Origin of the sequence: Actinomadura pelletieri DSM 43383 (assembly GCF_003634705.1) — a bacterium.
In the GTDB taxonomy this organism is placed as follows: Bacteria; Actinomycetota; Actinomycetes; order Streptosporangiales; family Streptosporangiaceae; genus Spirillospora; species Spirillospora pelletieri.
In genome coordinates this window covers 289,035-315,376 of the sequence record NZ_RBWU01000001.1, presented here as the reverse complement: position 1 = coordinate 315,376, position 26,342 = coordinate 289,035, and the positions used below count along the sequence as shown (strand labels likewise).

Here is a 26,342-nt window from a genome sequence, read left to right as displayed (position 1 = left end):
CGACATGACCATGGCGGAACTCGACCTGCGCCGCGTCTACGGCGCCTACCCCACCGGGGTGGCGGCGGTGGCGGGCCTCGTCGGCGGACGGCCGGTCGGCCTGGCCGCCAGCTCGTTCGTCCCGGTCTCACTGGATCCGCCACTGGTGTCGGTCTGCATGGCGCACACGTCCACGACCTGGCCGCTGCTGCGCGACCTCCCGCATATCGGGATCAGCGTGCTCGGCGCCCACCAGGAGGAGGCGGGACGGCGGCTCGGCGCCCGCGGCGGCGACCGTTTCGCCGGTGTCCCGTGGCGTTCCACGGCGAACGGCTGCGTGCTCATCGAGGACGCCGCCGCCTGGTACGACTGCACCGTCGAGCAGCAGTTCCGCTCCGGCGACCACGACATCGTGGTGCTGCGCGTCCACGACCTGGACGCCGCCTACGGAACCCCTCCGCTCGTGTTCCACGCCAGCCGCTTCCACAAGCTGCGCTGACGGCGCCTGCCGCGGAAAGGGCGTCCCTCCTCGCGGGGCGGGACGCCCTTTCCGTGTTCAGGTTCCGTGTTCAGGAGGCGGCGAAGGGGACGGCGGCCGGAGCGGCGCCGGAGGGGCCTCCGGCGGGATGCGTCCAGAGCCCTCTCTCGTGCAGGATCGGCAGGACGCCCTCACCGAACCAGTACGCCTCTTCCAGGTGCGGGTAGCCGGACAGGACGAACTCGTCCAGTCCGAGTTCGGCGTATTCGGTGATGCGGTCCGCGATCTCCTCGTGGCTGCCGACCAGGGCCGTTCCGGCGCCGCCGCGGACCAGACCCACACCCGCCCACAGGTTGGGCGCGACCTCCAGCTCGCGCAGGCCCTTGGCGGAGCCGCCGTGCAGTTCGAGCATCCGGCGCTGCCCCTCGGACTCGCTGCGGCGCAGGTTGGCCTGCACCTGCTCGATCGCCTCGTCCGAGATGCCGGACAGCAGCCGTCCCGCCTGCGCCCACGCCTCGCCCGCGGTGTCGCGGGAGATGACGTGCGGGCGGATGCCGAACCGGATCCGGCGTCCTTGCTCGGCGGCGAGCCCCCGGATCCAGGCGACCTTCTCGGCGACGGCGGCGGGCGGTTCGCCCCAGGTGAGGTAGACGTCGGCGTGCCGCGCCGCGACCCGTCCGGCCTCCGGGGAGGAACCGCCGAAGTAGATCGGCGGGACGGGGTCGGGAACGCGTCCGAGCCGGGCGCCCTCGACCTGGACGTGCGCGCCGTCGAAGTCGACGGAGTCGCCCTTCCAGAGCGAGCGGACGACGTGCAGGAACTCGTCCGTACGCGCGTACCGTGCGGGCTTGTCGAGGAAGTCGCCGTAGGCGCGCTGCTCGTGCGCCTCGCCGCCGGTGACCACGTTCAGCAGCAGCCGTCCGCCCGAGTGCCGCTGGTAGGTGGCGGCCATCTGCGCGGCCAGCGTCGGGCTGAGCAGCCCGGGGCGGAACGCCACCAGGAACTTCAGCCGCTCCGACGCCGTCACCAGCGGTGCCGTGGTGAGCCAGGCGTCCTCGCACCACGCCCCGGTGGGGGTCAGCGCGCCCACAAAGCCGACCTCCTCGGCCGCGCGCGCCACCTGCCCGAGGTAGGCGAGGGTCGCCGGACGGTCGCCGCTCGCGGCGCCCGCCGCCAGACCGTGCCCACCGCCGACGATGTAACGGCTGTCGCCGTAGGTGGGCAGGAACCAGTGGAAGGTCAAGGTCACGGGAGTCTCCCTCTTCGCTGTGCTCAGATGACGCCGTGGCGGGGCGGCGGCGTGCCGTTGAGGACGTACCGGCCGATGTGCTGGACCTTCCACCGGACGGGGTCGTGCAGGGTGTGCGTGCGGGCGTTGCGCCAGTGCCGGTGCAGGTTGAGGTCGTCCGCGGCGGAACGGGTGCCGGAGACCTCGAACAGCGCGTTGGTGACCTCGACCGCGGCACGGTCCGCGAGGATCTTGGCGGCGGCGACCGCGAGAGAGGCCTGTACCGCGTTCTCCTCGGTGAGGTCGTGCCTGGCGTCCTCGACCGCACGTCCGGCCTCGGCGAGCACGGCACGGGCGGCGCGCTCGGTGATCGCCAGCTCCCCGAACCGCTGGACGAGCAGCGGATCGCCGCCGGGCGTGTCGGCGCCGCTCTCGAACCAGGGACGGCTCTTGGCGTTGACGAACTCCACCGCCTCGCGCAGCGCGCCCGACGCGATGCCCACGTCGATCGCCGCGTGCAGCAGTTGCGCCGTGGACCCGTGCACCTGCGGGCCGGTGAAGGTCAGATGGTGCGGCACCACGTTCTCGGTTGGGACGCGTACGTCCCTTAGATGGACCGTGCCGCTGGCGGTCGTGCGCTGGCCCATGCCGTTCCAGTCGTCCACGACCTCCAGGCCGTCGGCGTCGCGGGGGACATAGGCCACGTGCAGGCGGTCCTCGCCGTTCGTCTCAAGCTGCGCCAGGACGGGAACCCAGTGCGCGAAGAGCGCCCCGGTGCTGTAGTACTTGGTGCCGCGCAGCACGTACCCGTCCGACCCTTCCGGGACGAGCCGCGTCGTGTACTCCTGGACGTGCCTGGTTCCCCGCTCGGACTGCGCGTTCCCGAACCGCTTGCCCGCCAGCGCCTCGCCGAAGAAGAACTTCTGCTGTTCCGGCGTCCCCTGCTGGGCCAGGACGCGGAGATACACGACATGGCTCTGCGGTATCTGCGCGATGTTGGGATCGCCCGCGGCCAGCAACCGGAACACCTCGGCCAGCGTGTCGGCCCGGACGTCCGCACCGCCGTACGCGGCCGGAACGGTGATCGCCAGGAGCCCGCTCTCCGACAGCCGTTCCAGTTCGGCCTCCGGGAGGACGCGGTCCGCGTCGCGCTCGGCCGCGCGTTCGGCGAACTCCGCCCCCAGCCCGGTGGCCGTTTCCAGCGCCTCCTCGTCACTACGGATCACTACGGCGTCCATGCTCATGCAATCCGTTCGGCGGATCGTTCCGCGCTCGGGACGCCGGCCAGGTCGCGGAACGTGCCACCGTGGAAGACCAGCGGCGGAACGCCGACACGCGCGTCCAGGTCGTGGACGCGCAGGACGACGATGTCGTGGTCACCGGAACGGAACTGCTGCTCGATCGAGCAGACGTACCAGGCGGCCGCGTCCTCGATGTGGACGCATCCGTCCGGGGTGGAGCGCCAGTCGACTCCGGCGAACCGGTCCGCCGCACGGGAACCGAGCCGCCGTCCGACATGGGCCTGGTCGGCGGCCAGCACGCTGATCCCGATCCGGGGCAGCCCGCGCAGCAGCGGCCAGGTCGTCGAGGTGTGCGCGACGCACACCGACACCAGCGGGGGATCCAGGGACACCGGGACGAACGAGCTGGCGGCGATGCCGACGGGACTTGCGCCCGCCAGTCCCGCGACCACCGTCACCCCGGTCGGGTACGCGCCGTAGACCCGGCGCAGTTCGACGCCGACTGCGGTCATGTCGATCACTCCTTCGACGGGAGGGCGGTCCGGCCACCGGGCGAGCGGTGGCCGGACCGGTGGGGGAGGTCAGCGGTAGAGCGAGAACTCGGGTGCGCGCCGGTTCAGCGTCCAGTCACCGACTTCGCGCGCCTTGTAGGCGACGGGGTCGTGGACGGTGTGGGTGCGGAGGTTGCGCCAGTGCCGGTCGAAGCCGTAGGCGGTGGTGGTGGCGCGGGCCCCCTGGATCTCGAACAGCCGGGAGGCCGCCGCCAGCGCGACCTTGGTGGACAGGTACTTCGCCTCGTAGACGGCGACGGCCGCCTCGGCGCGCTGCTCCTCGGTGAGGTCGGGGCCGGTGTCCAGCCCCTTCTGCAGGGCGTCGCCCGCGCGGTCGGCGAGCAGGGCGGCGGCGCGCAGTTCGCTGCGGATCTCGCCGACGGTCTGGAGGATGTAGGGGTCGTCGGTGGCGCGGTCCACGCCGGACGTCTCCCACGGGGTGCCGTGCAGGCGGGTCCAGTCGAGCGCCTCGTCGAGGGCGCCCTCGGCCGTCCCGACGTAGAAGTTCACGAACGCCAACTGCCAGTGCGGCGTGACGAGGGTCTGGTACGGGGTGATGGTCCGTCCGGTGAGCGGGCCCGACCCGAGGACCTCGGAGCCCTCCACGCGCGCGTCGTCGAACACGACACCGCCGGAGTCGGTGAGCCGCTGCCCGATGTTGTCCCAGTCGCCGAGGGCACGGAAGCCTTCGCGTCCGGCGGGCAGGGCGAGGAAGACCAGCTCTCCCTCATAGGAGGCGGTGACCGACAGGTAGTCACCGAGGCTCGCGCCGGAGGCGAACGAGCGGCGCCCGTTCAGCCGGAACCCGTCACCGTCCTCGGTCAGGACGAGGTCGGAGCCGCCGCGCGGGTTCTGCACACCGCCCCAGAACAGCTTCCGCTCGGCGTTCAGGCGGGACAGCTCCTCGGCCTGCTCGGACGTGCCGAACAGGGGCGCGATCCGGGTCTGCGCGAAGTGGTAGCCGATGAGATGGGCGATGGAGGTGTCACCGCGCGCGATCCGGCGGGTGATCTGGACGGCCTGCGCGTAGTTCAGGCCGTCCCCGCCGTACTCGACGGGTTCCTGCACCTGAAGAAGGTCGTGGCGGCGCAGCAGCTCGACCTCCGCGCGCGGGGTCTTGTTGGCGCGGTCCCGCTGGGCGGCGGTGTCGCGCAGCTCGGCGGCGGCCGCGTCGGCGCGCCGCAACACGTCGGCGAACCGTTCGTCGCCTGCGGCCCTCTGCTGATGGGTCTGGACTGACATGTGATGCTCTCCTCTGAGACGGTGGTGGACGGGCGCGCGCCGGGCTACACAGCGCGCTGCATGACCTGAGCAGGTCGATGTATCGGCGGCGGACGAGGATCATGCGTGCGCTCAGGAACCCGTCCGCACCGGAACCACGTCGGCCTCCAGCTCCCGCACGAGGGGCAGCACCCGCTTGCCGAAGTACTCGACGTCCTCCAGGTAGTGCAGGAAGCCGAGCAGGAACAGGTCCACGCCGAGCCGCTTGTAGGCGACGATCCGTTCGGCGATCTGTTCGGGCGTCCCGATCAGCCCGGTGCGGAAGCCGTCGTTGTACTGGACGAGGTCGGCGAACTCCGAGTCCTGCCACATGCCCTTGCCGTCGGGGGCGGCCTGCCCGGCCTGCCTGACCGCGGACCCGAACCCCTCGACGGCCTCCCGGTCGGCCTTGGCGACGATCTCGCGCAGCACCTCGCGGGCCTCGGCCTCGGAGTCACGGGCGATCAGAAAGGCGTTGAGCCCGAACCGGACCTGGCGTCCGTACAACGCGGCCTCGGCGCGGACGTCATGGACCTGCTCGACGACACCGTCGAAGTCCCTGCCGTTGCTGAAGTACCAGTCGGACACCCGACCCGCCATCCGCCGCGCGGCGGTGGAGTTGCCGCCCTGGAAGATCTCCGGATGCGGACGCCCCGGCACGTCGACCGGCTTGGGCCGCAGGTCGAAGTCGTGCAGCCGGTAGAAGTCGCCGCCGAACTCCGCGTGCTCGGACGTCCACATCTCCCGCAGCACGCGGATGAACTCCTCGCTGCGCCGGTACCGCTCGTCGTGCTCCAGCCACGGCTCACCGAGCTTGGTGAACTCGTCCTTGAACCATCCGCTGACGACATTGACCGCGGCGCGTCCGCCCGAAAGCTGGTCGGCAGTCGCGACGAACTTCGCCAGCACACCGGGATGCCACAGCCCCGGATGGACCGCGGCGATCACCTTCAGCCGCTGTGTGGCCAGCAGCAGCGCCAGACTGAACCCGGTCGATTCATGCTGGTAGGCGGCGCCGTAGGAGGCGATGTAACGCACCTGGCTGAGCGCGTAGTCGAACCCGCTGTTCTCGGCGAGTACGGCCAACTCCCGGTTGTAGTCATAACCCCAGTCGGTTCGCTGCTCGATCTTGCTGACCACCAGCCCGCCGCTGACGTTGGGCACCCAGTAGGCGAACCTCACCGGGTTCTCGATATTTCCTACAGACATAGTTAGTATTGTTGACGTCCGCCCGTCCCAGGTCAATGTGGTCTTCCTGACGGGGTGATAGGCCGAACCTCTCACGGGGAACCATGCGTATCGAGCAGTTGCAATGCGTCGCGGCCGTCACCCGCCTCGGGTCGATGCGGCGTGCCAGCGAGGCCCTGCACATGTCACAACCGGCGCTCAGCCAGACCATCGGCAACCTGGAGCGCGAACTCGGCGTCACGCTGCTGGAACGGCACCGCTCGGGCGCCCGCCTCAGCTCCGGCGGACGCGAACTCCTGCCCGGCATCATCGAGGTCCTGGACGCCGTACACCGCCTGCGCGCCGCGGCCGACGACACACTCCGATCCAGGCGCAGCGTCCGCGTCGGCACCGTACACGCCGCGACCGTCCCGCTCGTGCTGCCCGTGGTGAGCCGCTTCCGCGCGGCGCGTCCGGAGACCCAGGTCGAGCTGATCACCGCCCGGCAGGCCGACATCCAGGAGTCACTGCGCGGCGGCGGCCTCGACCTCGGCCTGATCAACATCATCGACGGCGACGACCCACCCCCGGACCTGGCCACGGTCGAACTGCTCCGGGGCCGCGCCGCCGTCTGCTGCCGCACCGACAGCCCCCTCGCCCGCCTCCCCGAGGTCCCACTCGACCGCATCCTCGCCGAACCGTTCGTCGCGATGCGCGCCGGCTACCTCATGCACCGCTACGTCCACCGCCTCCTGAACGGCCGCGAACCGGCCATCGCCTACTCCGTGGACGGCGCCGAAATGGGCAAGGTGATGGTCGCCGAGGGCCTGGGCGTCACCCTCCTCCCCGACTACAGCATCTCCGGAGACCCCCTCGAACAGCGCGGCGTCATCACCCACCGCCCCCTGGCCACCAAGGGCCCGGACGTCCTCCTAGTCGCCCAACACTCCCGCACCCGCCGTCCACCCGCCCAGGTAACGCACCTCCTCCACCTCCTCAAAACCCAGGCCACCCACCTCCCTAACAACACGAGAAGCTGACCCCGGCCTCGCCTCATTCGCCCCGGTCACTCGATCGGGACGCAAAATAAGCGCCATCCGGGTTCAGGACAAGTCATATAAATTTTTAGTCCTGACCGATTCAAGTGACAGGACCCTTGGTTCCGGAGATGATCCGGCTGACGCTTGCGCGGGTCAGATTCCGTAAGCATGTGCGCGAACTTTGAACAGGCTCGTACGTCATGGTTCAATGTCCCTGCTCCGATCCTCCTTTCGAGACCGGGAGGACGTCCCTCGCTGGAGCATGCAAAGGCTCGAAACAACTACCCCGCGGATCCCTAGTCGACAGCGGAGTAACCCATGAGCGACAACGACCAAAGCTCCGACGATCCGAAGCCGTTCGGCTCTGTCGATCAAGAGTTGGCTGATCAGCTGGCCGTATACCGGGACGTTCGTGAAAAGATCCAGCACCTGACCGCCTCGGTCGCCTCGCAGGACCGAACCGTCACAGTCACCGTGGGGTCCGGCGGTGCCGTACAGGACATCAAACTCCAGCAACAAGCGCTTCGCCTCGGACCGGAGCAGTTGGCCCGAACGCTCATCACCGTGATCCGGAAGGCCACCGCAGAGGTGAACCAGGAAATGGCCGCCCTCGTCCAGCCAATCGCGCCACCCGGCGTGGACGTGATGGGCATGGTCGACGCACACCTGCCCAACGTAGAGGTCGAAGACCCGGAGTTGTACCTCCGGAAGCGAGGCATCCGCTGGTGACCGAGATCGTCTACAATCCGGGCCAGTTGGTCGTCGCCGCACAGAAGATGGACACCTATCAGTCCCTCGCCGCCGACATCAAAGCCTCCGCAAAGGCCGCCGACCCGGGGCACGGCTTCGACGTGTGGGGAGGTGTCGGCAGGGCCGCCCAGTTGAATGACTGGTACCAGCACGCCGCCGCCGAGTTGCACGAGTCTCTCCAACTGCCTCCTACGTACATTAACAAGGCGGCGGACTCGCTACTGAAGACCGCCGAAAACTATCGCAAGGCGGACAGCGAGATACTCAGCAAGATAAAGGAGGTGGAAAGTCTTCTCGTCGATCCTGCGATCGGTAAGGCCGAAGCACCGAAACGCTCCCCCTCCCTGAACGAGGCCGGCCCGCTTCGATTCGACGCTCTCGAGGACATGCCGGTCATCAGCTCACTGGGCAAGGGAGTGCAGAAGGCGTTCGAGGACAAGCAATTCGCCGACCTGTCATCGTTCACCGGAGACGCCCTCGGTGCGGGCATCGGACTGGCCGCCGACCCGGTGGGCTTCCTCGCCGGCTGGGGCCTCACCTTCCTGATAGACGTCATCCAGCCATTGGAGGACGCACTCGCGTACGTCACCGGGCACCCGGAGAAAATAGATGACGCGAGCAACCGATGGGAGGTGGTAGGTCAGAAGCTCGGCGAGTTGTCGAAGAAGGTCCTGGAAATCCCCCAGAAGGACATAGCAGAGCACATCTGGAAGGGGCCAACGGCAAACCGAGCCAGAGCCCACATGACCATCTTCACCGAAGGTCTGGACGACCTGGCGAAGGAGGTCACACATGTGCGGGCGATTCTCGGGGCCAGCAAGGCGATCATGGAGGTTGCGCAGGCCTTTATCGTCGAACTCATCATCACGCTGATCCGGTGGCTGATCGCGGTTTGGGTTCCGGCGATGGCGGCCGCGCCGGTCACGGGCGGCGCCAGCACCGCCGCCGCGGCAGGAGCCACCGGCATCCAGGCCACGATCGCCTTTCAGCGCGCCTCGGCCATGGTTCAGAAGGTGCGCAACGTGCTGATCCGCCTGGCCACCCTGCTGCGATATCTGGCCAGGTATGCCGCGCAGAACAAGCGTGCTCTCAAAGCGCTCAGCGGATTCGGAATCAGCGCCGGAATCAGCACGCCGTTCAAAGTCGCTGGACCGGCATGGCAGGGGGCCACGGGTGGTGGTGGCACCGCCGACGACATCCGGAACAAGTTGGATCCCGGAAGCTTCCCGGCGGCTCCGCCCGAGCCGGTGTAGATTGGCGGTCGATAAATGCAGGCAATGTTTCCCGTGCGCCTCGAAGACTTGGAATCGGCGGCACCGACTCCGGAGAATTCGGCACTGGACATCCGATTCTCGGTGGACTCCGAGTTCGCCGGCGAACTTCCGGTATTGTCATGTCAGGTCGACGGCCATTCCTTGGACGTCGCGCCGGGACGCTGGTACGTCCCGGTTGCGTCCGGGGCGCGAACGATCACGTTGCGGTGCGGCGTCACCACGTCGTTCGTTACGGACGCGGTTAAGGGACGTGTCCGAATCATTCAGGTCTGGATCCGGCCCGGAGCGGCTGTGCCGATGGTCGTTTCGAGTCCCGTCCCCCCGTCGAAGAAGGGGTTGCAGAGCTGGAACTTACGAGCCGGTCTTCTTCTGCTCGCATCGTTCGTCATTCTTCTTGCCGCGAATACTCTAGCGGAACGGATATAGGGCGATGAATTCCAAGTCCGGCTGGTTCGGTCCCCTTCTACGCCCGGTACAGGGCCAGGGTGAGTCGCTCCAACTGGTCGTCCGATATGTGTGGCCTTTCTCGCACAAGAATTTCCAGTCCACGCGTGACGAGTACCGGCCCGCGGTCACAGTGAATGGGGAATCCGTTCCGGCCGAATGGGGTACCAGCATCTACGTTCTCCGAGAACCGGCTTGGACGTTCCGCGCTGTTCAGGGTCAAGATCCGGTGGACGGTGGGGAAATAGCAGGCCCCATTCCCGTCCAGAAGTCCGGGACGCTCCTGGCAGCGGAGCCGGCGGAACTCGTGTACGCGCCGTCCGGTCCGGGCAGTGGTTTCAGCAGAGGTAACGCCGTCCCGCCTCGCCTGCACACCGGACGTTCGGATCGGAGAGACCTCACCGGCCCGCTCAGAACCGTCGGCGTGTGGGTGATCTTCTACATCGTGGTGCTGATCGGTCCGACGTTGGCGCTGCTTGCGAAACTGTAGAGCACGGGCCAGGCAAAGAACCCGGGCGGGTTCGGTGCGGGCATTCCCGCTCCACCGCGTTGCGGAGGGCGCCAAATGGCGAATAGGCGGGCTGAACCCTGCCGACTTTGCGACCGCGATGCTGTGGAGCCTTGTGCGGCTTACTGGAGGTGGCCGGATAGGTAGGTTGCTTGGGGGGTGTGTAGGGCCGTGATGTCGGTGGTCGGGTCGCCGGTCACGATTAACAGGTCGGCGTCGTGGGCGGTGCGGATGCGGCCTTTGTGGGCCGGTAGGCCGCAGGCCTCTGCGGCGACCGATGTGGCGGCTCGTAGTGCGGCTGTCGCTGGGAGGCCCGCGTGTACGTACTCCTCGAGGGTGTAGGGCAGTAGGCCGTGGGGTTTGGCCGGGCCGATGCCGCCGTCCGAGCCCGCCACCAACCGGGCTCCGCCCTTGTGGAGGCGCATGGCTGTTTCTTGTAGGACGGCCTCGGTGATGCCGGCGCGTGCGGCCACGGCGATGATCTCGGGTGGGACGACGACCGCGGGGTCGCTTCCGAGCGTCGGGCAGACCGTGGTCCCCGACTCGGCCAATTTGGTGAGCAGGGCGTCGTCGGCGCGGACGCCGTCACTTGTCAGACAGGTGCAGTGCTCGATGCCGTCGACGCCCGCGGCCAGGGCCTGGCGTACCGCGTCGAGGGCGTGCGCGTGCGCGGTGATCGGTAGTCCGAGCCGGTGCGCCTCGTCGACCGCCGCGCGCATCTCCGGCTCGGTGAACTGCGGGCTCAGGGTGTCGGTGCCGGGTGTGAGCACCCCGCCGCTGGCCATGATCTTCACGATGTCCGCGCCGTGTTCCGCGCGCCGCCGGACCATCGCCCGGATCTCCGCCTCCCCGCGCGCCTGTCCGCCCAGCGATGCGCAGTGCCCGTCCATGCTGGTGATCGGCGTTCCGGAGGCCACGACCGTCGGCAGTCCGGGTTTGTCGTGCGTCCTCCACTCCAGCACCGCGTCCTGGTGGTCGCCAAGGTCCCGGACGGTGGTCACGCCTGCGGCCAGATGTAGGTGGAGCGACGTTTCTATGGTGTCGTGCAGGTCTTTCGGGGATAGATGTTCGATGTTCTCGAGGGCGCCAAGGTCGCCGTTCGCGCACAGGTGCACATGTGTGTCGATCAGGCCGGGCAGGGCCGTTCCGTCATAATGTCGCGTCGTCCAGTCATCCGGTGCCTCCGTGCCTGGCTGAATTCCGGCGATCCGTCCGTTCTCCACGAGTATCAATGCGGGTTCGTCAAGCAACCGTTCGCCGTCGAAAACCCTCGTCACGCCAATGGCGAGTTTGCTCATCCTAGCGACGCTAGTCGGATGGTTCTGGTGCGCCGTGAGGCGTCCCAATAATGGCCGGGTTCTTGCGTTCTTTGGCGAATTTCTTGCGATCAGTCCCGGTCGGAAAGATCGAGGCGCGCGAGTTCGGTGCGGGAGGCGATGCCCAGTTTCTGGTAGATCTTGCGCAGGTGGTAGTCGACGGTGCGCGGGCTGAGGAAGAGTTGGGCCGCGGCCTGGCGGCTGGTGAGACCTTGGCCGACGACGCGGGCGACCTGGATCTCCTGGGGCGTGAGGAGGTCGATGCCGCTGGGGTCGGGCACTCCCGTCGTCACCCCGGTGGCGCGCAGCTCGGCTCGGGCGCGCCGGGCCCATGTCGTGGCGCCGAGCCGCTCGAAGGTGGCCAGCGCGAGCCGAAGCGGGGCTCGCGCGTCGGTGCGGCGTTTCCGGCGGCGGAGGAACTCCCCGTACAGCAGCGCGGTGCGGGCGTGGTCGAGCGGCACCCCGGACGCGTGGTGATGGTCGAGCGCGGTCCGGAACCATCGATCGGCCTCGTCGCCATCGGACAGCAGGGCCCGGCAACGGGCGGCGAGAGCGCGCACCTCCGTCGGCGCGGGGGGCTCCTCCGCCCAGGTCAGATACCGGGCGAAGACCTCGGCGCCGCGGTCGCGCAGGTCGACGCGTGTCGCCGCCTCGACATAGAAGGGGACCACGGTGATGGAGACCGCGTGGTGCCCGGACGACATGAGATCGCGCATGACCTCCAGTTGTTCCAGGGCGTCCGCGCCGCGCCCCTGGGAGAGCGCGAGCAGGGTCAGGGCGTGCCGCGCGCACAGACCGGCGGTGGCCAGGCCGCGGGCGTCGGCGAACGCGATGACCTCCCGCGCCTTGGCCACGGCCTCGTCCGCGCGCCCGCGCAGGCCGCACAGCATGGCCATGGTCGCCTGATGCTGCCAGGCGATGTTGGACCGTCCGGTCTCCAGGGACAGCCGGTGACCTTCGTCGGCGATCGCCTCCGCCGCGGCGTACCGGCCGTTCAGGACCTCCTCGTTGGCCTGGTACCACAGGGCCCAGGCGAGCGTCCCCGCGGCGCCGAGGTGACGGGCTCTGGCCACGCCGGCGGCGCGTAGCCGCCGGGAGGTCCCGAGGTCGCCGCGGGTCAGGGCGATGCCGCCGGCCCGGACGAGCAGGTGCGGGTCACCGCTCCTTTCGATCAAGGCCAGATCGTCCTCCAGGCCGTCGGGGTGCTCGCCTCGCGCCAGCGGTGCGATGCCGAGCATCAACCTGACCAGTGCCTGTTCCAGGGGGGTTCCCGCGTCTGGGAGCTGTTTGAGGAGCCGGTCGACCTCCTTGGCCGCGGCGGCGTCCGCGGTGTGGAAGGCGGCTTCACCGGCGTCCAGCAACACCTGCACCGGGCGGTGGACGGCACCGTCGACGGCGCGGGACGCCGCGGAGACCAGGACGCGGACGGCTTCGGCCGCGTCCCCGTCGCGGAGTTCGGTCAGGCCGTGGAGGTGGTCGATGCGCGGATCACCGGGCTCGGCGAGGGGGCGGGCCTCGTCCAGGAGCGTGCGCGTGCGGGCCGCGTCGCCGCTTCGCCAGGCGGCCTCGGCGGCGGCGACCAGCCTTCGGGCCCGGTCGGCCACGTCCGGGCTGAGCCGGGCGGCCTGCTGGAGGACGGTGACCGCCGTCCGGTCGCCGGAACGACGCAGCGTGCGTTCGGCGACCTGCTCCAGCTCGCGGGCGACTTCTTCGTCGGGGCCCGACACGGCCCGCGCCAGGTGCCACACCCGGCGGGTGGGCTCGGTGCCGGCGTGTGCGAGCGCCGCGTGGACGGCCCGACGGGTCGAGTGCGGAGCGCCGTGGTACGCGGCCGAACGCACCAGCGGATGGCGGAAGGCCACGGCACCGAACCGGTCGATGTGGACCAGGTCGTCCAGCATGCCCGAGTCAAGGGGGGCGAGGGAGACGTCCAGCCGCTCGGCTGCCCGCGCGAGGGTCGGCAGGTGACCGGAACCGTCCGCCGCGCACAGGACGACCAGCACCCGGACGTCGGGATCGAGCCGCCGAACCCGCGTGCTGAACAGCCCTTCGAGGGCCGTCGACAACGGGAGCGGATCGAGGAGGGGATCAAGCCCGGCGAGTTCTCGCCGCGTGAGCCCCCGAGGTATCTCCTCCAGGGCGAGCGGGTTGCCGGCCGCCGCCTTCACCAGCCGATCCCGCACTTCCGGGGAGAGGTTCGGACTGAGCGCGTCCAGGACGGCCGCCGACTCGCCGGCGGTGAGCGGTGCGAGAGGCAGCACACGCAGACCGTCGGGCGGCCGGTCCGCGGCGGTCCGGTCGGCGGCGATCAGGGCGACGGGCTCGGCGCCGACGCGGCGGGCCACGAACGCGAGCACGTCACGGGACGGGCCGTCCGCCCATTGCAGGTCGTCGACGAGGCATGCCACCGGACGTTCGTCCGCCAGGTCCGACAGCAGGGTCAGCGTCCCCGCCGACACCAGGAACCGGTCCGGCGCGGCCCCGCTCCGTGAACCGAGCGCGACACCGAGCGCCTCCGCCTGCGGCGCGGGCAGCAGATCGACCCGATCCAGCACCGGGAACAGCAACTGGTGCAGGACGGCATAGGCGAGCGGCGCCTCCGTCTCCGCGCCCGTGGCCCGCAGCACGCGCATATCGGTCGCCAGACCCGCGGCCTGCCTGAGCAGTGTCGACTTCCCGATCCCGGGCTCACCGACCAGGACGACACCGCCGCCCCGGCTCGCCCGCGCGGACGCGAGAAGCCCCACCACCCCGGCAAGCTCCTGCCCCCGCCCCGCGAACATGCCTTGATCGTAAGTCGCCGCCGCGGGGTCAGGTCGTCCGAGAGAGCGTCAACCGATGCCCCAGCGCCCGCCGGTAGGCCTGCGGTGAGACCCCGCGGGTCTTGATGAAGTTCTCGCGCAGGACGGCGGCCGTCCGGTAGCCGACCTGCCGGGCGATCTCCTCGACGCCCAGCCCCGTGGTCTCCAGAAGCTCCCCGGCCCTCCGCACCCGCTGGGCCCGGAGCCACGCATGAGGCGTGGTGCCGGTCGCGGCCTTGAAGCGCCGGTTGAACGTGCGGGTGCTCATGAGGGCGCGGGCGGCCAGGTCGTCGATCGAATGCGGCTGGTCCAGGTGGTCACCGGCCCATTCGAGGACGGCGGTGATGCGCTCGTCCTCGGACCGGGCGGCGGTGGGAAAGGACAGGTACCGGGGCCGGTCGCCGGACCAGTTCGGCACCGCGACGGTCTCCTGCGCGATCGCGTTGGCGACCGCGGTCCCATGCTCGCGCCTCACCAGGTGCATCACCATGTTGATGCCCTCGGCGCCCCCGACCCCGGTGACCAGGCGCCCCTCGTCGACGTAGAGGGCGTCCGGTTCCACGTGGACGCGGGGATAACGCCGGGCGAGCTCGGCCGCCAGCCGCGGATGCGTCGTCGCCCGCCTCCCGTCGAGCAGCCCCGTCTCGGCGAGCACGAACGCGCCGGAGCAGAAGGAGGCCACGGTCGCTCCGCGCCGGTGGGCGTCCCTGATCGCGTCGATCACCTCTGGACCGGGCAGGCCGTCGCCGATGGGGAACACCAGGATCAGGTCGGCCTCCCGCATGACGTCCGGTCCGTGCTCGACCTGCTGGAGCAGCCCCAGATCACTGGTCAACGGGCCCGGCCACTCCGTCGTGACGAGGAATGCGTACCGCGGCATCCAGAGTTCGGTCCGGTCGGCGAACACCGCACCGCAGAGTCCCAGCGCGACGGTGCTGAATCCGTCCGACACAAAGGCGACGACCTTCTGAACGTCGACGTCGGCCTGCTGAGGACCGGCGCCTGGCACACGGCGACAGAGCAACATGAAACCCCCGATCGGAAAATACTGACAAACTTCGCGGCCTCGTCCGCCCGCACGGGAATCCCTTTCTGAAGACTAGGAGCGGACGGCCGCGGCACGGATCCGTAATGTCGCCGGTCCGTGGATCGAACACCTCGTCCCCCGACGAGGGCGCACGGATGATCGAGGGCCACCCGTCCCATCCGCCGGGCGGCCCTCGGTAGGGTCACCAGTCTCGGTTGGTGATCCTCACGCTGTCGGTCCCCTCCGAGGTGATCCTCACGCTGTCGGTCCCGACCGCCTCCTCGGCGGACGCACTCGCGGCCACCGAGGCGGCGCCGACCATGACGATCCCCGTCGCCATCACGGTCACAAGAAGACGCTTCATCGTTCCTCCACATGTCGAGCCCGAGAAGTTTCTCGGCGCTCGCATAGTGGCCTCGGTTCCCCCGCCCCGGTGAGAGGTTAAACTGCCAATAATCACCGTTTTCTCGCCACTCCCCGCCCCAGCCGCAGAAGCACACCGGCCGGTGGCGCAAAACCCACGAAGATTGGCAGCCCACCGACCTTGCGCCTCACCGGTGCGGCGCGGTCAGGTCAGCGATGAGGATGGGCAGCACTTGTTCTTCCTCGACGCGCACGCCGCGTTCGGTCATCGCCGTGGCCAGTGTGGAATCCCACGGTGTGGGGGAGGGACGCCCCGCCAAGGCGGTCTCGGAGGACGCTTTAAGGTAACTGGCGGCGTCGAAGCGCCAAGGGCGCCAGCCAATGCGGGTATAGACGGCGTTGGCGATCGCCACTCCGCCCCAGTCGAAGTCGCCGTGGTAGGCGAACTCGGCGGAGCCTTCGGCGAGGAGTTCCAGTAGGCGCCAGACCGCGGCGGACGGGCGCCCATTACAACACACCAGGGGCAGACAGGACGGGCCGAGGGCGTCGGCCGCCGCCGTCAGGACGATGGGGTTCTCGCAAACGCGAACCAGGTTGGTCTCCTGCTGGGAAACCTGGACCTGGTCGATGCGCATCGGCGCGTTGTGGCGGCGAAGCTGGCGCAGGGTGAGCGAGACCGGTTCCCCGCGCATGGCGGCCAGCATCCGGCCGGTCGCGGTCGTGGTGTCGCCGGGCAGTCCCAGGCACAGGACGGTGGAGGACAGTTCGTCCAAATGCACGCCGACCGCGGCCCAGGTGCCGCGCCGGGATTCGGCGCCGCCGTCGGCGCGGAACGGCAGCCCGGCGATGGCGCGAGCGCAGGAACTCGCAAGCGTGGCGAGGGGACGGCCATCGTCGAGAGCGTGAGCGCTGCCGCACGTTTCGGCGGCGAACCGGCCCAGAGGAATGCTGGAGGCGGGCAGCGCCCGCGCGACCGAGGCGAGCCGCCTCAACGTTCCTGCGGCATCCTCAAGGGGGATCAGGCGACGGACGAGGCCGGAGGAGTCGAGCCACTCGCGCCAGTCGGCCAGTTCGGGACGGCCGGCGACCGCATCGTCCAGTGGTGCGAACGCCGCAGCCCAGGCGGCGGCCGTCTCTGCCCGTTCCCGAGCCAAGTCGCGGACGGGACCGTCCAGGATCTCGACGGCGGTGGCGAGCCCGCCGGGGCAGGCGCCACTGGCCCGCAGCACGCGGTCGACCTCGGCGAGGGATACCGACAGCGACGTGCCGGCCACGGTGCGGCGGCCCAACAGCAGTTCCATGGCGCGCCGCTGCGACGGGGTCGCCCCTGTGAGCGTGACGGTTCCGGTGAGCGTTCCACCGCGTTCAAGTCGGCGACGGATCCGCTGGAGCAGCCAGGCAGTGTCGGGGCCGCCGAGCAGTCGCCGCAGCCGGTCGGTGTCCGTCATTGGAACAGGTCCGCCTGCCCCGTGGCGGTTGTCGGGGAGTGTGGGAGTTCGACGCGGGTGCGTTCCCTCCCGTCCCAGCGCCACGGAGTCACCAGAACGGCGTCGATGCCGTCCCGCCGGGACAACTGGCAGATCGACAGGCCGGGCACCTGCGGATAGCAGCCCCATTCGCGTTCGCTGGTCATCACCACGTCCAGGTCGAAAGTGGCGAGTAGGCCGAGGCATTTTGCGCGCGAGTCGTCGTCCACGCCGGCGAACGCCTCGTCCAGGGCGATGAGCCGCGGCGCGTGCGGGTTGCCGGCCGACTTGTAATGCGCGGACGCGGCGGCGAACAGCGGCACCGATGCGGCGAGCACCCGTTCACCGCCGGAGGCCGGTCCGGTCGCCGGACGCCACTGCCCGTCTTGAAGCCGCTGGATCGTGAAGGCGTGCCAAGACCGGTAGTCCAGCGCCCGGGTGAGCTGCTCTGTCCACCCGGACGACGGGTTGTCGGCGTGCTCGCGGGCGATCTGTTCTTGGAGGAACCGACCGACGGCCGCGCGGTCGTCCGCCGACCAGGCGTCGATGGTCTGCCGGAGCCTGGTTCGGACACGTTCCAGCCCGTCCGGGGCGTTCTTCGCGGGTTTCCATACAAGTCGCAGCCGCATCCCCGTGGACGTCGGACGGGACGTCAGCTCGGCGTTCATCTCCCGTACCTCGTCCTCGGCGGCGGCGATGAGCTCCTGAAGGGTGCCGGCGACCTCGTTCAACAGGTGGTTCTCCAGGATCTCCCGCTCGCGAGCGGACAGCAGCCGGGCCCGGTGCTCCGTCTCGGTTTCAAGGGCCGCGGCCAGGCCGGGAATGTCGCGGTTGTGGCCCTGGAACAGCACGTCCACGACCATGATCCCTTCGTGCAGGGTCAGGCCGACCGAGTGGCCGTGCCGGGACATCGCGTCGGACAGCAGCTTGTGCTCCTCGGTCACCTTCTTCTGCACGTTGTTCCAAGGGCCGTCGCCCTCGTCGATCGCTTCCAGGTCGGCGTTGACGGCGCGGGCCAGCAGCACGGCGGGTTTGGCAGCCCACTCCCGCGCCGGGTCGGGGATGTCCAGATCGGGCAGCGCGACGCTCAGCAGACCGGTCGCGGCGAACGCCCGGAACTCGGCCACGGCCTCGTCTCGGGCGGCGGTGGCCTCTTTGATCTCGCTGCCGAGTTGCTCGCGCTTCCCATCGGCCTTGCCGCGTTCCTCCCGGGCTTTGCCCTCCCGCCGACGCGCCGCCGTTTCGGCGCGCTCCCGTTCGGTGAGAGCCAGTTTCACCTGTTCAAGTTGCCGGAACAGTTCGTCGACGGCGGCGCCCGCGGTCTCGACCAGCGCTCGGTGCTCTTCCGCGGCGGCGTCTGACCGCCCGCGCGCCTCCGCGGCTTCCTCCGCGGCCTTCGTCAGCCGCTCTTGGACGCGTCCCAGTTCCTCGGCGGCGTCACGCGCCGTCTCCCGTGCCTCCAGTAGGGTGCGGGCCGCGGGCCACAGTTCGGCGAGCGCCAGCCGGTAGTGGGCTATCGCCTCGCGCACGGCCGCGAGTTCGGTCGCGTCGACGGGCAGGCCGACGTCGGAGGCGAACTCGGCGGCCTTCTCCTCCGCCACGCCGACCTCGTCGCGGCGCCGTTCCACGACCTTGTCCGCTTGGGCGCGCTCGGCGTCCAGACTTCGCCGCCTGCGGCGTTCGGCAGCGAGTTGGACGTGCGCCTCGCGCAAGTCCGTGTCGGGTGGGATCTCGCCGTGTTCGGTGGCCAGCGTGGCCTGCCGCTCCATCAGGTCGTCCCGTTGCCGCGCCAGCTCCGTGATCCGCGACCGAGTCTCGGTGACCTCTTCACGGAGCTGGGCGATACGGGCGCGGCGTGCGGCCTCCCGGGCGCCCTCGCCGATGAATCGCGCCTCGTCCTTGCGCCAGGAGCCGCCGAGGACACCGTTCGCCCACCGTCCGTCCACCGCGACCCAGGTCCGCGCGCCGGGGCCGAGACCGATCCCGGCGAGGACGGCCCGAACGGCGTCGTCGCCGAGTACGGCGGCGGCCGGGTCGGCGCGGTCAACGGCAGGTCGCAGCACCACCCGGCATGACGGACCCTGCACGTCCGCACCACTCAGTACGAACGTGTCGTCTTCCCCGACGAGGGTTCCATCCGGCGTCACCCAGGCGTCCAGGATTCCGGCTGCCTCCAGCGCGGCCTCCAACCCGGCGCGGTGATCGTCCGGTACGGCCTCGACGAAATCGACGACCTTCCACAACGGCGCGCCGACGCGTCCCGCGCGAGAGCCGGTGCGCGTATACGGAACAGGTGGGACGTCATGACCGCCGGCCTCAAGCCGTCCGATCTCGTCGAGCAGCGCCTTCTCGTTGGTCTTCTGGACCCCAAGCTGAGATTCGACGTTGGCCACCTGGCCGCCGAGCGCCGCGGTCGCCGTGCGCGCGGCGTCGTTCACACTGGTCGCGGCCGGGTTACGGCCGTCGGCGGTGCTCGCCCATTCCTCCAGAGTGGCCAGGACGGCGTCCGGATCGTCCAGCCGGATCTCGGTGAGCCCGGCGAGGTAGGTGATGTAGTCGTCCAGCAGCGCCGCCGCGGTCTCCCGCGTGCCCGCCTCGGCCGCGATGATCCGTTCGGCTGCGGCCTGCTGCTCGGCCGACAGCCGTTCCACCTCCGTGGCGGCGGCGTTCAGCTGATTCCGCGCCGTGGTGACCTCGGCCATCAGGCGGTCGAGTTCGGCGAGGGCACGGGACCGGTTCTCCACGAGTTCGCCGATGGCCCGCTCCGCGATGGCCGAATCGGTGTCCCATCCGGTCATCGCCTCAGCGTGGGCGCGACCGCATCCGGCGGCATTCGCCAACCTCGCCGACTTGTCCCGGACGCCCCCGAACGCGGATTCGGCCGACTCGGCGCGTGTCAGCGCCTTCCCGGCCCGGACCCGCTTGTGCTCGACCTCGCGGGACAGGTCGTCGCGGTCGCGCTCACGCGTCCGTGCGTACGCGTCCCGACGCCTTGCCTCCGCGCCCATCTGCTCGATGCGTTCGGCGTCGCGCATCTCCGGGCTCGTCTCCAGCGCCTTCCGACGTGCCTCCAAGCGGGTCTTCTCCGCCTCCAGCGCTTCCAGCTGCCGCGTGGCCTCGGTCAGGTCGGCGTTCGCCGCGTTGAACCGTGTCTGCGCCTCGGTGAGATTTCGGTTGAGATGTTCGTAGTGGCTGTGCGTGAGACGCGGCCCGGCCGCCTTCCTCTTCGCCGCTATCCGCGCATATCTGGTGTAGTGACCGAGGAAGCCGGTGGCCGCCTTGTGCGCGTCCTCCAGAGCGCGCAGCGCGTCACGCTCCTCGTCCAGGCCGCGGAACGCCTCCGCCACCGTGGTGATCAGTGCCGGATTAAGCGGTGGCAGCGCCTCTGTCAGCGCGCGGGACAGCAGCCGCTCGTCCGGCTTCTTCGTCAGTTGCGGTTGGCGGAGCTGGATCAGCAGGTTGACCAGCGCTTCGTAGCGGTGTTCGCCCAGCCCGAACAGTGCCTCGTCGACCGCCCGCCGGTAGTCGGAGGCCCGGTCATAGACCAGGCCATGGCCTTCCACCGCTTCGCGCAGCTTCTCCCGCGTCAGTGACACGCCCCCGTTCGAGACGAGGGAGAGGTCCACGCCGACGCGGCGGGACGTGATGAAGAACCAGTGCCGGACGATGCCACGGTCCTTCACCGCTTTCAGACCGCAACCGAGCGTCCGGTACTCATCGGTGCCGTCCGGGTGGCGGCGACCGAACTCCAGCCATGTGTAACCGAGCCGTTCGGGATGCGGGTGTTTGCCGCCGAGCAGCAGATTCCATTCCATCCGCTTCTGCCGGTCGCCGTCGGGCTCCACCCGGTGCGAGGACAGCTCCCCGTCCAGCAAGAACGGCAGCGTCAGCGCGAGCACCTTCGACTTGCCGGTGCCGTTGTTGCCGCGCAGCAGGAGCCGCCCGTCATGGAAATGGAACTCCTCGGCGTCGTAGTAGAACATGTCGACGAGCCCGGCGCGCAGAGGCTTCCAGCGCTCGGAATCCGCGACCGGCATCATCCCTCGGCCCTCCCTCGGATGGTCGGCTCTTCCACGGCGTAACGCGCGATGGCCGGACGGGCTCTGACCCGGCCCGGCAGGACCTCCACGAGCCTCAGCGCCGCCAGTTTTCCGAGCGCGATGTCGAGCAGTTCCTCCGCGGCTTCGGGCTCCGTCACGCCCTTGCGCCAGAACGCCTTGTGCCGCATGGCCATGTCCCGGACGAAACCGGTCAGCTCGTCCCGCGTTGCCTCGTCCCGTCCTGACAGGTACTCGGCGACCAGCAGCGTCACATGCCCGTCGGTGCGCTGCTCGGGCATGCGCACGTCGGTGAGCTCGTCGTCCGGGTCGACCATCGCCACGCCTTCCGCCCGCACCTCGGCGACCAGGCCGGTGGCCTCCTCGATCCGGCGTGTGATCGCGGCGCGCTGGGACACCAGGTAGGCGCGTTCGGCGTCGTCCAAGTCGGCGTAGTACACCACCGGGTCTTCCAGCAGCCGACGGGTCAGGCCGCGCCGCAGCGCCCGGTTGCGCAACTCGTCGGTGTCGGGGACGGGCTCATCGGTCAACTCCGCCAACCGTTCCTCGAACCCCACCGCCGTGACCGTGGACGGCCCCCGCGCCCCCGTGAGCAAAGACGCGAGAACGGGCCGGCGCACGTCGTACAGGACGTCCCCGGTCGCCGACAGGTAAGACTCCTCGTCCCCGGACACCCGCCTCAGCACGCCCCAGCCGAGGAGCAGTCGCACCACCGCGACCAGGTCGGACCGCTCCGCCCGGCTGTCCAAGCTGAACGGGAACGCGAGTTCCGGTTCGGCGGCGGCGTTCATGACCTCCTCCGCGAGCCGACCCAGTGTCGTCTGTGCGTCGGCGCGCTCCAGCACCGCCAAGGCCAGACACAGCACCACGTAGCGGCGCCGCCCGAACTGCTCCCCGGCTCTGCCGCGCGCCGGGTGCGTGTCATCGTCGAGCGTCGGCGCGGTCTTGAACAACCGGGCCGTCTCGGCGTCCACATGAAGCCGCCAGCCCGTCTCCCTGCTCAGCCAGGCGCGCAACTCGTCCTGGCATCGGCGGACCAGCGCCAGGATCTCCCTGTCGGACTCGGCCGTCAGCAATGGCCGCCGCAGCAGCGCCCGCAGCGCCGCCCGCCGCCGCGCCGTGTCTTCGTCACTCATGCAGATCGGTGATCTCGATGAGGTGCTCAGGCCCGCTGAGCACGCCGTCTTCGGTAACAATGCGCACTTGCCCGCCGCCCGGAATAAGGGACAGCCGCACCTCCATCGAGCCGTCCCCGGTGACCACCTTCACCTCGGTGTCTCCCGGCAGCCGAGCCGCCAGTGCGTCACCCAGCAAGGTAAGGAACAGCCGGAACGCCCGCGCGTCCAGAGTTCCCAGCTCCGATAGAAGGACGGGCCCGTCGGTGCACAACCGCGCCCGCGCCGCCGCCGTCTCCGCGGCCTCCCGCTCGGCGCGTTCGCGCAGCATCCTGCGCAGATGCGACCGGTCCTGGACACGGTTGGGTTTGCCTCGCCGCTCATAGGACCCGGTCCGGCGCAGCTGCGGCGAGATTCGCACCGGCGGCGCGTCCGCCCACGGCCGACCCTGCGGTTCCGCTTCGGCCCACTCCGCCACCGTCGCGGCGGTCACGGTGAGGTGCCGCGCGGACGTCAGCCCGAACGCCGCCCGCCACAGCCGGTGCATCGCGGCCTCGTCCGGCGCCTCGGCGAACCATCGGGCCAGCGTGCGGAAGTCCGCCGACCGGTCGGACCGGCCGGAGCGGCGCTCGTTCAGCAGCCCCACCGTGTCGACCAGCTGTTTGATCGCCGTCACCGCCGAGTGCCGGAGCAGCCGCGCCTGTGACGGCCGCTCCGTCCCGCCGGAGACGAACCAGTCCCGCAGCCCGCGCCACCGGTTGCGCCACGACTCCAACGCGGCGGTCTCAGCGTGAGCGAACGCCTCGTTGGACGCATCCTGCTCCGGTACCGCGTCGGACGCCTCTCTGCGCGCCGCCAGCCTCAGCAGCCGCTCGTGACCGTGCCTCTCCACCTCGTCCAGGAGCCTGGCGATGCGGGCGCCAGAGTTGGCGAGGTCGGCGATGAACCGGTTGATGTAGTCGATGAGCCGCTCCTTATAGGCGATGAACCCTTCGACATCGCCGTCGGAGAAGTCGATCGCCCGTCGCAGCGACGACATGAACGCCTGCGCGTTGTCGGCCAGCGACGAAAACCGGTCCGCCAGCGCCAGCAGCAACAGATGGACTTTTGCCGGATCGGGTTCGCCTTCGGACGCGAGCGCCGATAACGCCGCAAGCTGGTCGGCGATGTCGGTGAGTGCCACCGATTGGAGCACGCCGCGCTGCCCGATCGCCTCCTCGTAGTAGGCGATGGCCTGTTCGGCGGCATGACCGGCCGCGGTGAGCTGGAACAGGAACCGCTTGCGGTGGAAGTCCTCGACGGTCGTCACGCGGCCGGTGTCGGCATCGGCCCGCAGGTTTCCCCACTCCACCAACTTGTCCAACGCCTGCGCGAGCTGCTCGTCACTTCCCCGCCCCAGCTCCGCCGCCACGTCCTCCGGGCGCAGGTGGACGATGAAGCGCTCCTTCGCCCGCGCGAACGAGCGCAGCACATCCCGGTACAGAGCCGCGTTCGGAGCGCTGAGATGCGCGAACGGCTGCGGCCCTTCCACTCCCGAGCCCAGATCCGCCACCGCCTCATTGTCACCCCCGAACCAGCGCGAATGTGGCGACTCCGCCGCACTCGCCGACCATTCGCCCGGCTTCGACATCAGACCAGTGATCGTGCCGGTGGCTCCGGGACCAAGGGGCCTAGGATCCTAGGTGCACATGCGGAACCCGCTACGCGGGCGGGGATGAGAACAGGGTCGTGGCGGATGGAGCAGGTCAGCTTGGACATCGGGGACGCGGGCAAGGTCGCCGGACGTGAGGACGGCGCACCCGATTCGCTCGCCGACGACGAGATCATCGACTTCATCACCGGTAAGCGCGTCCGGGACCGGGGCAGTGAGCCCGTCCGGCAGCGGGTCGCGCGGGCCCTGTTCCACGAGTACGGGATCTCGGTCGAGGACATGGAGCGCGACTTCCCGATTCCCGTGGAAGCGGTCGGACGGCGGCGCACGACCAAAAAGGCCGATATCGCGATCTTCGAGCATGGCGCCGAGCACCGCCTGGAGAACCTGCGCCGTGTCGTGATGTGCAAGCCCGAACCCAAGGCGAGCCGCAAGGTCACCAAGATCCGCACCTACACCCAGGCGAAGGAAGACCTGGAGGAACTGGAAACTCTCCTCGGCACGGAGGAGACTCCACGCGCCCAGTACGGCATGTGGACGAACGGCGTCGACTTCTTCTTCCTCTACAAGGAGTCGACCCGGTTCGGCGCCCGCTTCGAGCAGCGGGCCGACTGGCCCCTCGCCGACGAATCGGTGCAGAGCGGCACGGTCGTGTCGGTCGCGCGGCTGCGCCGCGGCGAGCGAGAAATGCTCAAGACCGCCTTCCAGCGCTGCCACAACTACATCCACGGCAACGAGGGCATGCCGAAGGACGCCGCGTTCTGGCAGTTCCTCTACCTGCTCTTCGCCAAGATGTACGACGAGCGGATCAGCCGCCGCAATGGCCGGGCCCCGGAGTTCTACGCGCTCCCGTCCGAACCGTTCACCGAGGACGGCCGCGAGGCCATCCGTAAGCGGATCGAGGCGCTCTTCGCGGAGGTCAAGCGCGAATACCCGCTCTTCACCGCCCGCGATGAGATCACGATGTCCGACCGGGCGCTGGCGTTCATCGTCGGTGAACTCGCGCCCTACGACCTGACGGGCACCGACATCGACGTCAAGGGGATGGCCTACCAGGAACTCCTCGGCGCCAACCTGCGCGGCGACCGGGGACAGTACTTCACCCCCAGCGGCGCGGTCGAGCTGACGGTGTCGATCCTCGACCCGCAGGAGGACGAGACCGTCTTCGACCCCGCGTGCGGCACCGGCGGCTTCCTCCGCGAGACGCTCCGGCACCTGCTCAACAAGTGGCGGGCCGAGGAGAAGACCAGCGGGCTCCCCGACACCGAGGAACAGCTGATCGTCCACCAGGACCGGCTGCACGCCTTCGCCGAGGAACACCTGTTCGGCGCCGACTTCGACCCGTTCCTCGTCCGGGCCACCAGCATGAGCATCATGACCCTGACGGGTGGCGAGGGAAACGTCTACCACCTGGACTCCCTTGCCTTCCCCAAAGGCCACCTCTCCGGCGTGAGCCCGGCGAACGAGCGCATCCAACTCGGCTCGGTCGACGTCCTGATGACGAACCCGCCCTTCGGCACCGACATCAAGGTCGAGAGCGCCGAGATCCTGGACATGTACCGGAGCGGCGTCGCCAGCGCGTTCGTCCGCAACAAAGAGACGGGCAGGGCCGAGTCCACCGGCGAACGCCGGGCCGCCGTGTCGCCCGAGCAACTGTTCATCCAGCGTGCCGTGGAGTGGGTCAAACCTGGCGGCCGGATCGGCATCGTCCTCCCGAACGGGATCCTGTCGAACCCGGGCCCGGTCGACGAGGGCATCCGCCAGTGGATCCTGGACAACTGCTGGGTCCTGGCGAGTGTCGAACTCCCGGTGGAGACCTTCATTCACGACGCGGGCGTCAACATCCTCACCAGCCTGCTTTTCCTGAAGCGGAAGACCGAGCAGGAGAAGATCGAGACGACGTTGGGCAAGCAGGAGGACTATCCGGTCTTCATGGCCGTCGCCGAAAAGGTCGGCATCGACCGGCGCGGCAACCCCGTCTACAAGCGCCACCCGGACGGAGAGATCGTCCTGGAGGTCGTTGAGGAGAAGGAACGGGTCCGGATCGATGGCCGTGACGAGATCAGGACCCTGCACCGCAAGCGCAAGGCCATCGACGACGACCTCAAGGAGATCGCGAAGGCGTACAAGGAGTTCCGCGTCCGGCACAAGGAGCCGGGGTTGGAGCGCGAGAGCCGCCGATGACAACGAGGATCGAGGCGTACGGGCACCGCTGCTTCTCCCGGCTCAGTGTCGATCTGAACCGCCACCATGTGATCGTCGGGACCACCGGCTCCGGCACGACCACGTTGCTGGACGTCTCGGTGCTGTTCGGTGACCGGGTCCGCGAGCAACGAGTCACCGGCGCGTCTCTCCAAGCACGTTCCGGACGGACCCCGCAGGCGGGCACCCCGCTGGAACTGCTGCACCGCCAGGAGGACGACACCATCTCGTTCGCGGCCGAGGCGAGACTTCCCGCCGACACTCCCAAACGACTGGCGTGCACGAGCATGGCCCGGCTCGGCAAGAGGGAGCCCGGCAAGCACCCCAGGGCACAACGGACGATACGCAGCTGCCACACGACGATGGGCAAGCGGTGACAGCCCCCGAACGCAACGGCCGCCTTCTCGCCGACCCGACAATCTT

At 69.5% G+C, this 26,342-nt stretch carries 20 protein-coding genes; 8 read left to right on the top strand and 12 right to left on the bottom strand.

The window, feature by feature from the left end; genetic code table 11:
• The first annotated feature begins 4 nt into the window (after nucleotides 1–4).
• A complete protein-coding gene (locus BZB76_RS01345; protein ID WP_121432461.1) occupies nucleotides 5–478 on the top strand; it encodes a flavin reductase family protein in 474 nt (157 codons plus the stop codon).
• 70 nt (nucleotides 479–548) lie between these two features.
• Here BZB76_RS01345 and BZB76_RS01340 read toward each other — a convergent pair whose 3' ends face one another.
• The 5 genes from BZB76_RS01340 to sfnG form a co-directional block, all read right to left on the bottom strand.
• Nucleotides 549–1,706: an LLM class flavin-dependent oxidoreductase gene (locus BZB76_RS01340; RefSeq protein ID WP_121432460.1), complete on the bottom strand. Its 1,158-nt coding sequence runs from the start codon at nucleotides 1,704–1,706 to the stop codon at nucleotides 549–551.
• Nucleotides 1,707–1,729: 23 nt separating this feature from the next.
• Entirely contained in the window at nucleotides 1,730–2,923 is a 1,194-nt protein-coding gene (locus BZB76_RS01335) for an SfnB family sulfur acquisition oxidoreductase (protein WP_246006695.1), read from the bottom strand.
• 2 nt (nucleotides 2,924–2,925) lie between these two features.
• Nucleotides 2,926–3,438: a flavin reductase family protein gene (locus tag BZB76_RS01330; protein WP_121433373.1), complete on the bottom strand. Its 513-nt coding sequence runs from the start codon at nucleotides 3,436–3,438 to the stop codon at nucleotides 2,926–2,928.
• A gap of 69 nt (nucleotides 3,439–3,507) precedes the next feature.
• Nucleotides 3,508–4,719, bottom strand: a complete 1,212-nt coding sequence (locus BZB76_RS01325) for an acyl-CoA dehydrogenase family protein (protein ID WP_121432458.1) — start codon at nucleotides 4,717–4,719, stop codon at nucleotides 3,508–3,510.
• 111 nt (nucleotides 4,720–4,830) lie between these two features.
• Entirely contained in the window at nucleotides 4,831–5,946 is a 1,116-nt protein-coding gene (gene sfnG, locus BZB76_RS01320) for a dimethylsulfone monooxygenase SfnG (RefSeq protein WP_121432457.1), read from the bottom strand.
• An 83-nt stretch (nucleotides 5,947–6,029) separates the two neighbouring features.
• Between sfnG and BZB76_RS01315 the strand changes: the two genes are divergently transcribed.
• The 4 genes from BZB76_RS01315 to BZB76_RS01300 all read left to right on the top strand — a co-directional run bounded on the left by BZB76_RS01315 (nucleotide 6,030) and on the right by BZB76_RS01300 (nucleotide 9,902).
• Entirely contained in the window at nucleotides 6,030–6,944 is a 915-nt protein-coding gene (locus BZB76_RS01315) for a LysR family transcriptional regulator (protein WP_121432456.1), read from the top strand.
• Between the two features lie 318 nt (nucleotides 6,945–7,262).
• The gene (locus BZB76_RS01310; RefSeq protein ID WP_121432455.1) at nucleotides 7,263–7,673 is read left to right on the top strand and encodes a YbaB/EbfC family nucleoid-associated protein; all 411 of its coding nucleotides are present in this window, start codon (nucleotides 7,263–7,265) and stop codon (nucleotides 7,671–7,673) included.
• Complete coding sequence (locus BZB76_RS01305) at nucleotides 7,670–8,947, top strand: hypothetical protein (RefSeq protein WP_121432454.1); 1,278 nt, start codon at nucleotides 7,670–7,672, stop codon at nucleotides 8,945–8,947. Before BZB76_RS01310 ends, BZB76_RS01305 begins: the two co-directional genes overlap by 4 nt.
• 694 nt (nucleotides 8,948–9,641) lie before the next feature.
• Nucleotides 9,642–9,902, top strand: coding sequence for a hypothetical protein (locus BZB76_RS01300; RefSeq protein ID WP_147449266.1), 261 nt, complete (start codon nucleotides 9,642–9,644; stop codon nucleotides 9,900–9,902).
• A 140-nt stretch (nucleotides 9,903–10,042) separates the two neighbouring features.
• On the opposite strand, the gene BZB76_RS01295 is transcribed toward BZB76_RS01300, so the two are convergent.
• From BZB76_RS01295 to BZB76_RS01285, 3 genes are all read right to left on the bottom strand, one after another.
• Nucleotides 10,043–11,218, bottom strand: a complete 1,176-nt coding sequence (locus BZB76_RS01295; protein ID WP_121432452.1) for an amidohydrolase family protein — start codon at nucleotides 11,216–11,218, stop codon at nucleotides 10,043–10,045.
• Nucleotides 11,219–11,307: 89 nt separating this feature from the next.
• Nucleotides 11,308–14,019 carry a helix-turn-helix transcriptional regulator gene (locus BZB76_RS01290; RefSeq protein ID WP_121432451.1) on the bottom strand — a complete coding sequence of 904 codons (2,712 nt, stop codon included), beginning with the start codon at nucleotides 14,017–14,019 and terminating at the stop codon, nucleotides 11,308–11,310.
• 28 nt (nucleotides 14,020–14,047) lie between these two features.
• Entirely contained in the window at nucleotides 14,048–14,989 is a 942-nt protein-coding gene (locus BZB76_RS01285; protein ID WP_211342771.1) for a GlxA family transcriptional regulator, read from the bottom strand.
• Between the two features lie 293 nt (nucleotides 14,990–15,282).
• On the opposite strand from BZB76_RS01285, the gene BZB76_RS34080 reads away from it, so the two are divergent.
• Entirely contained in the window at nucleotides 15,283–15,501 is a 219-nt protein-coding gene (locus BZB76_RS34080) for a hypothetical protein (RefSeq protein ID WP_147449265.1), read from the top strand.
• Nucleotides 15,502–15,615: 114 nt separating this feature from the next.
• Here BZB76_RS34080 and BZB76_RS01280 read toward each other — a convergent pair whose 3' ends face one another.
• From BZB76_RS01280 to BZB76_RS01265, 4 genes are read right to left on the bottom strand one after another with little or no spacing between them, the layout of a single operon-like run.
• On the bottom strand, nucleotides 15,616–16,875 hold the full coding sequence (locus BZB76_RS01280; RefSeq protein ID WP_121432449.1) for a TIGR02679 family protein: 1,260 nt from the start codon (nucleotides 16,873–16,875) through the stop codon (nucleotides 15,616–15,618).
• Complete coding sequence (locus BZB76_RS01275; protein ID WP_121432448.1) at nucleotides 16,872–20,933, bottom strand: TIGR02680 family protein; 4,062 nt, start codon at nucleotides 20,931–20,933, stop codon at nucleotides 16,872–16,874. Before BZB76_RS01275 ends, BZB76_RS01280 begins: the two co-directional genes overlap by 4 nt.
• Entirely contained in the window at nucleotides 20,930–22,087 is a 1,158-nt protein-coding gene (locus tag BZB76_RS01270; protein WP_121432447.1) for a TIGR02678 family protein, read from the bottom strand. The genes BZB76_RS01275 and BZB76_RS01270 overlap by 4 nt, the downstream gene beginning before the upstream one ends.
• Complete coding sequence (locus BZB76_RS01265; RefSeq protein ID WP_246006694.1) at nucleotides 22,080–23,618, bottom strand: TIGR02677 family protein; 1,539 nt, start codon at nucleotides 23,616–23,618, stop codon at nucleotides 22,080–22,082. Before BZB76_RS01265 ends, BZB76_RS01270 begins: the two co-directional genes overlap by 8 nt.
• Before the next feature lie 183 nt (nucleotides 23,619–23,801).
• Between BZB76_RS01265 and mads2 the strand changes: the two genes are divergently transcribed.
• The gene (gene mads2, locus BZB76_RS01260) at nucleotides 23,802–25,901 is read left to right on the top strand and encodes a methylation-associated defense system DNA methyltransferase MAD2 (protein WP_121432445.1); all 2,100 of its coding nucleotides are present in this window, start codon (nucleotides 23,802–23,804) and stop codon (nucleotides 25,899–25,901) included.
• Nucleotides 25,898–26,296 (top strand): hypothetical protein, encoded by a 399-nt coding sequence (locus BZB76_RS01255; RefSeq protein WP_121432444.1) that lies wholly within the window; start codon nucleotides 25,898–25,900, stop codon nucleotides 26,294–26,296. Before mads2 ends, BZB76_RS01255 begins: the two co-directional genes overlap by 4 nt.
• The last annotated feature ends 46 nt before the right edge of the window (nucleotides 26,297–26,342 follow it).

Coding starts and splice junctions, on each gene's coding strand:
- BZB76_RS01325 (WP_121432458.1), bottom strand. CDS start 4,719: ATGTCAGTCCAGACCCATCAGCAGAGGGCCGCAGGCGACGAACGGTTC.
- BZB76_RS01335 (WP_246006695.1), bottom strand. CDS start 2,923: ATGGACGCCGTAGTGATCCGTAGTGACGAGGAGGCGCTGGAAACGGCC.
- BZB76_RS01310 (WP_121432455.1), top strand. CDS start 7,263: ATGAGCGACAACGACCAAAGCTCCGACGATCCGAAGCCGTTCGGCTCT.
- BZB76_RS01345 (WP_121432461.1), top strand. CDS start 5: ATGACCATGGCGGAACTCGACCTGCGCCGCGTCTACGGCGCCTACCCC.
- BZB76_RS01295 (WP_121432452.1), bottom strand. CDS start 11,218: ATGAGCAAACTCGCCATTGGCGTGACGAGGGTTTTCGACGGCGAACGG.
- sfnG (WP_121432457.1), bottom strand. CDS start 5,946: ATGTCTGTAGGAAATATCGAGAACCCGGTGAGGTTCGCCTACTGGGTG.
- BZB76_RS01255 (WP_121432444.1), top strand. CDS start 25,898: ATGACAACGAGGATCGAGGCGTACGGGCACCGCTGCTTCTCCCGGCTC.
- BZB76_RS01275 (WP_121432448.1), bottom strand. CDS start 20,933: ATGATGCCGGTCGCGGATTCCGAGCGCTGGAAGCCTCTGCGCGCCGGG.
- BZB76_RS01315 (WP_121432456.1), top strand. CDS start 6,030: ATGCGTATCGAGCAGTTGCAATGCGTCGCGGCCGTCACCCGCCTCGGG.
- BZB76_RS01270 (WP_121432447.1), bottom strand. CDS start 22,087: ATGAGTGACGAAGACACGGCGCGGCGGCGGGCGGCGCTGCGGGCGCTG.
- mads2 (WP_121432445.1), top strand. CDS start 23,802: ATGGAGCAGGTCAGCTTGGACATCGGGGACGCGGGCAAGGTCGCCGGA.
- BZB76_RS01290 (WP_121432451.1), bottom strand. CDS start 14,019: ATGTTCGCGGGGCGGGGGCAGGAGCTTGCCGGGGTGGTGGGGCTTCTC.
- BZB76_RS01280 (WP_121432449.1), bottom strand. CDS start 16,875: ATGACGGACACCGACCGGCTGCGGCGACTGCTCGGCGGCCCCGACACT.
- BZB76_RS01330 (WP_121433373.1), bottom strand. CDS start 3,438: ATGACCGCAGTCGGCGTCGAACTGCGCCGGGTCTACGGCGCGTACCCG.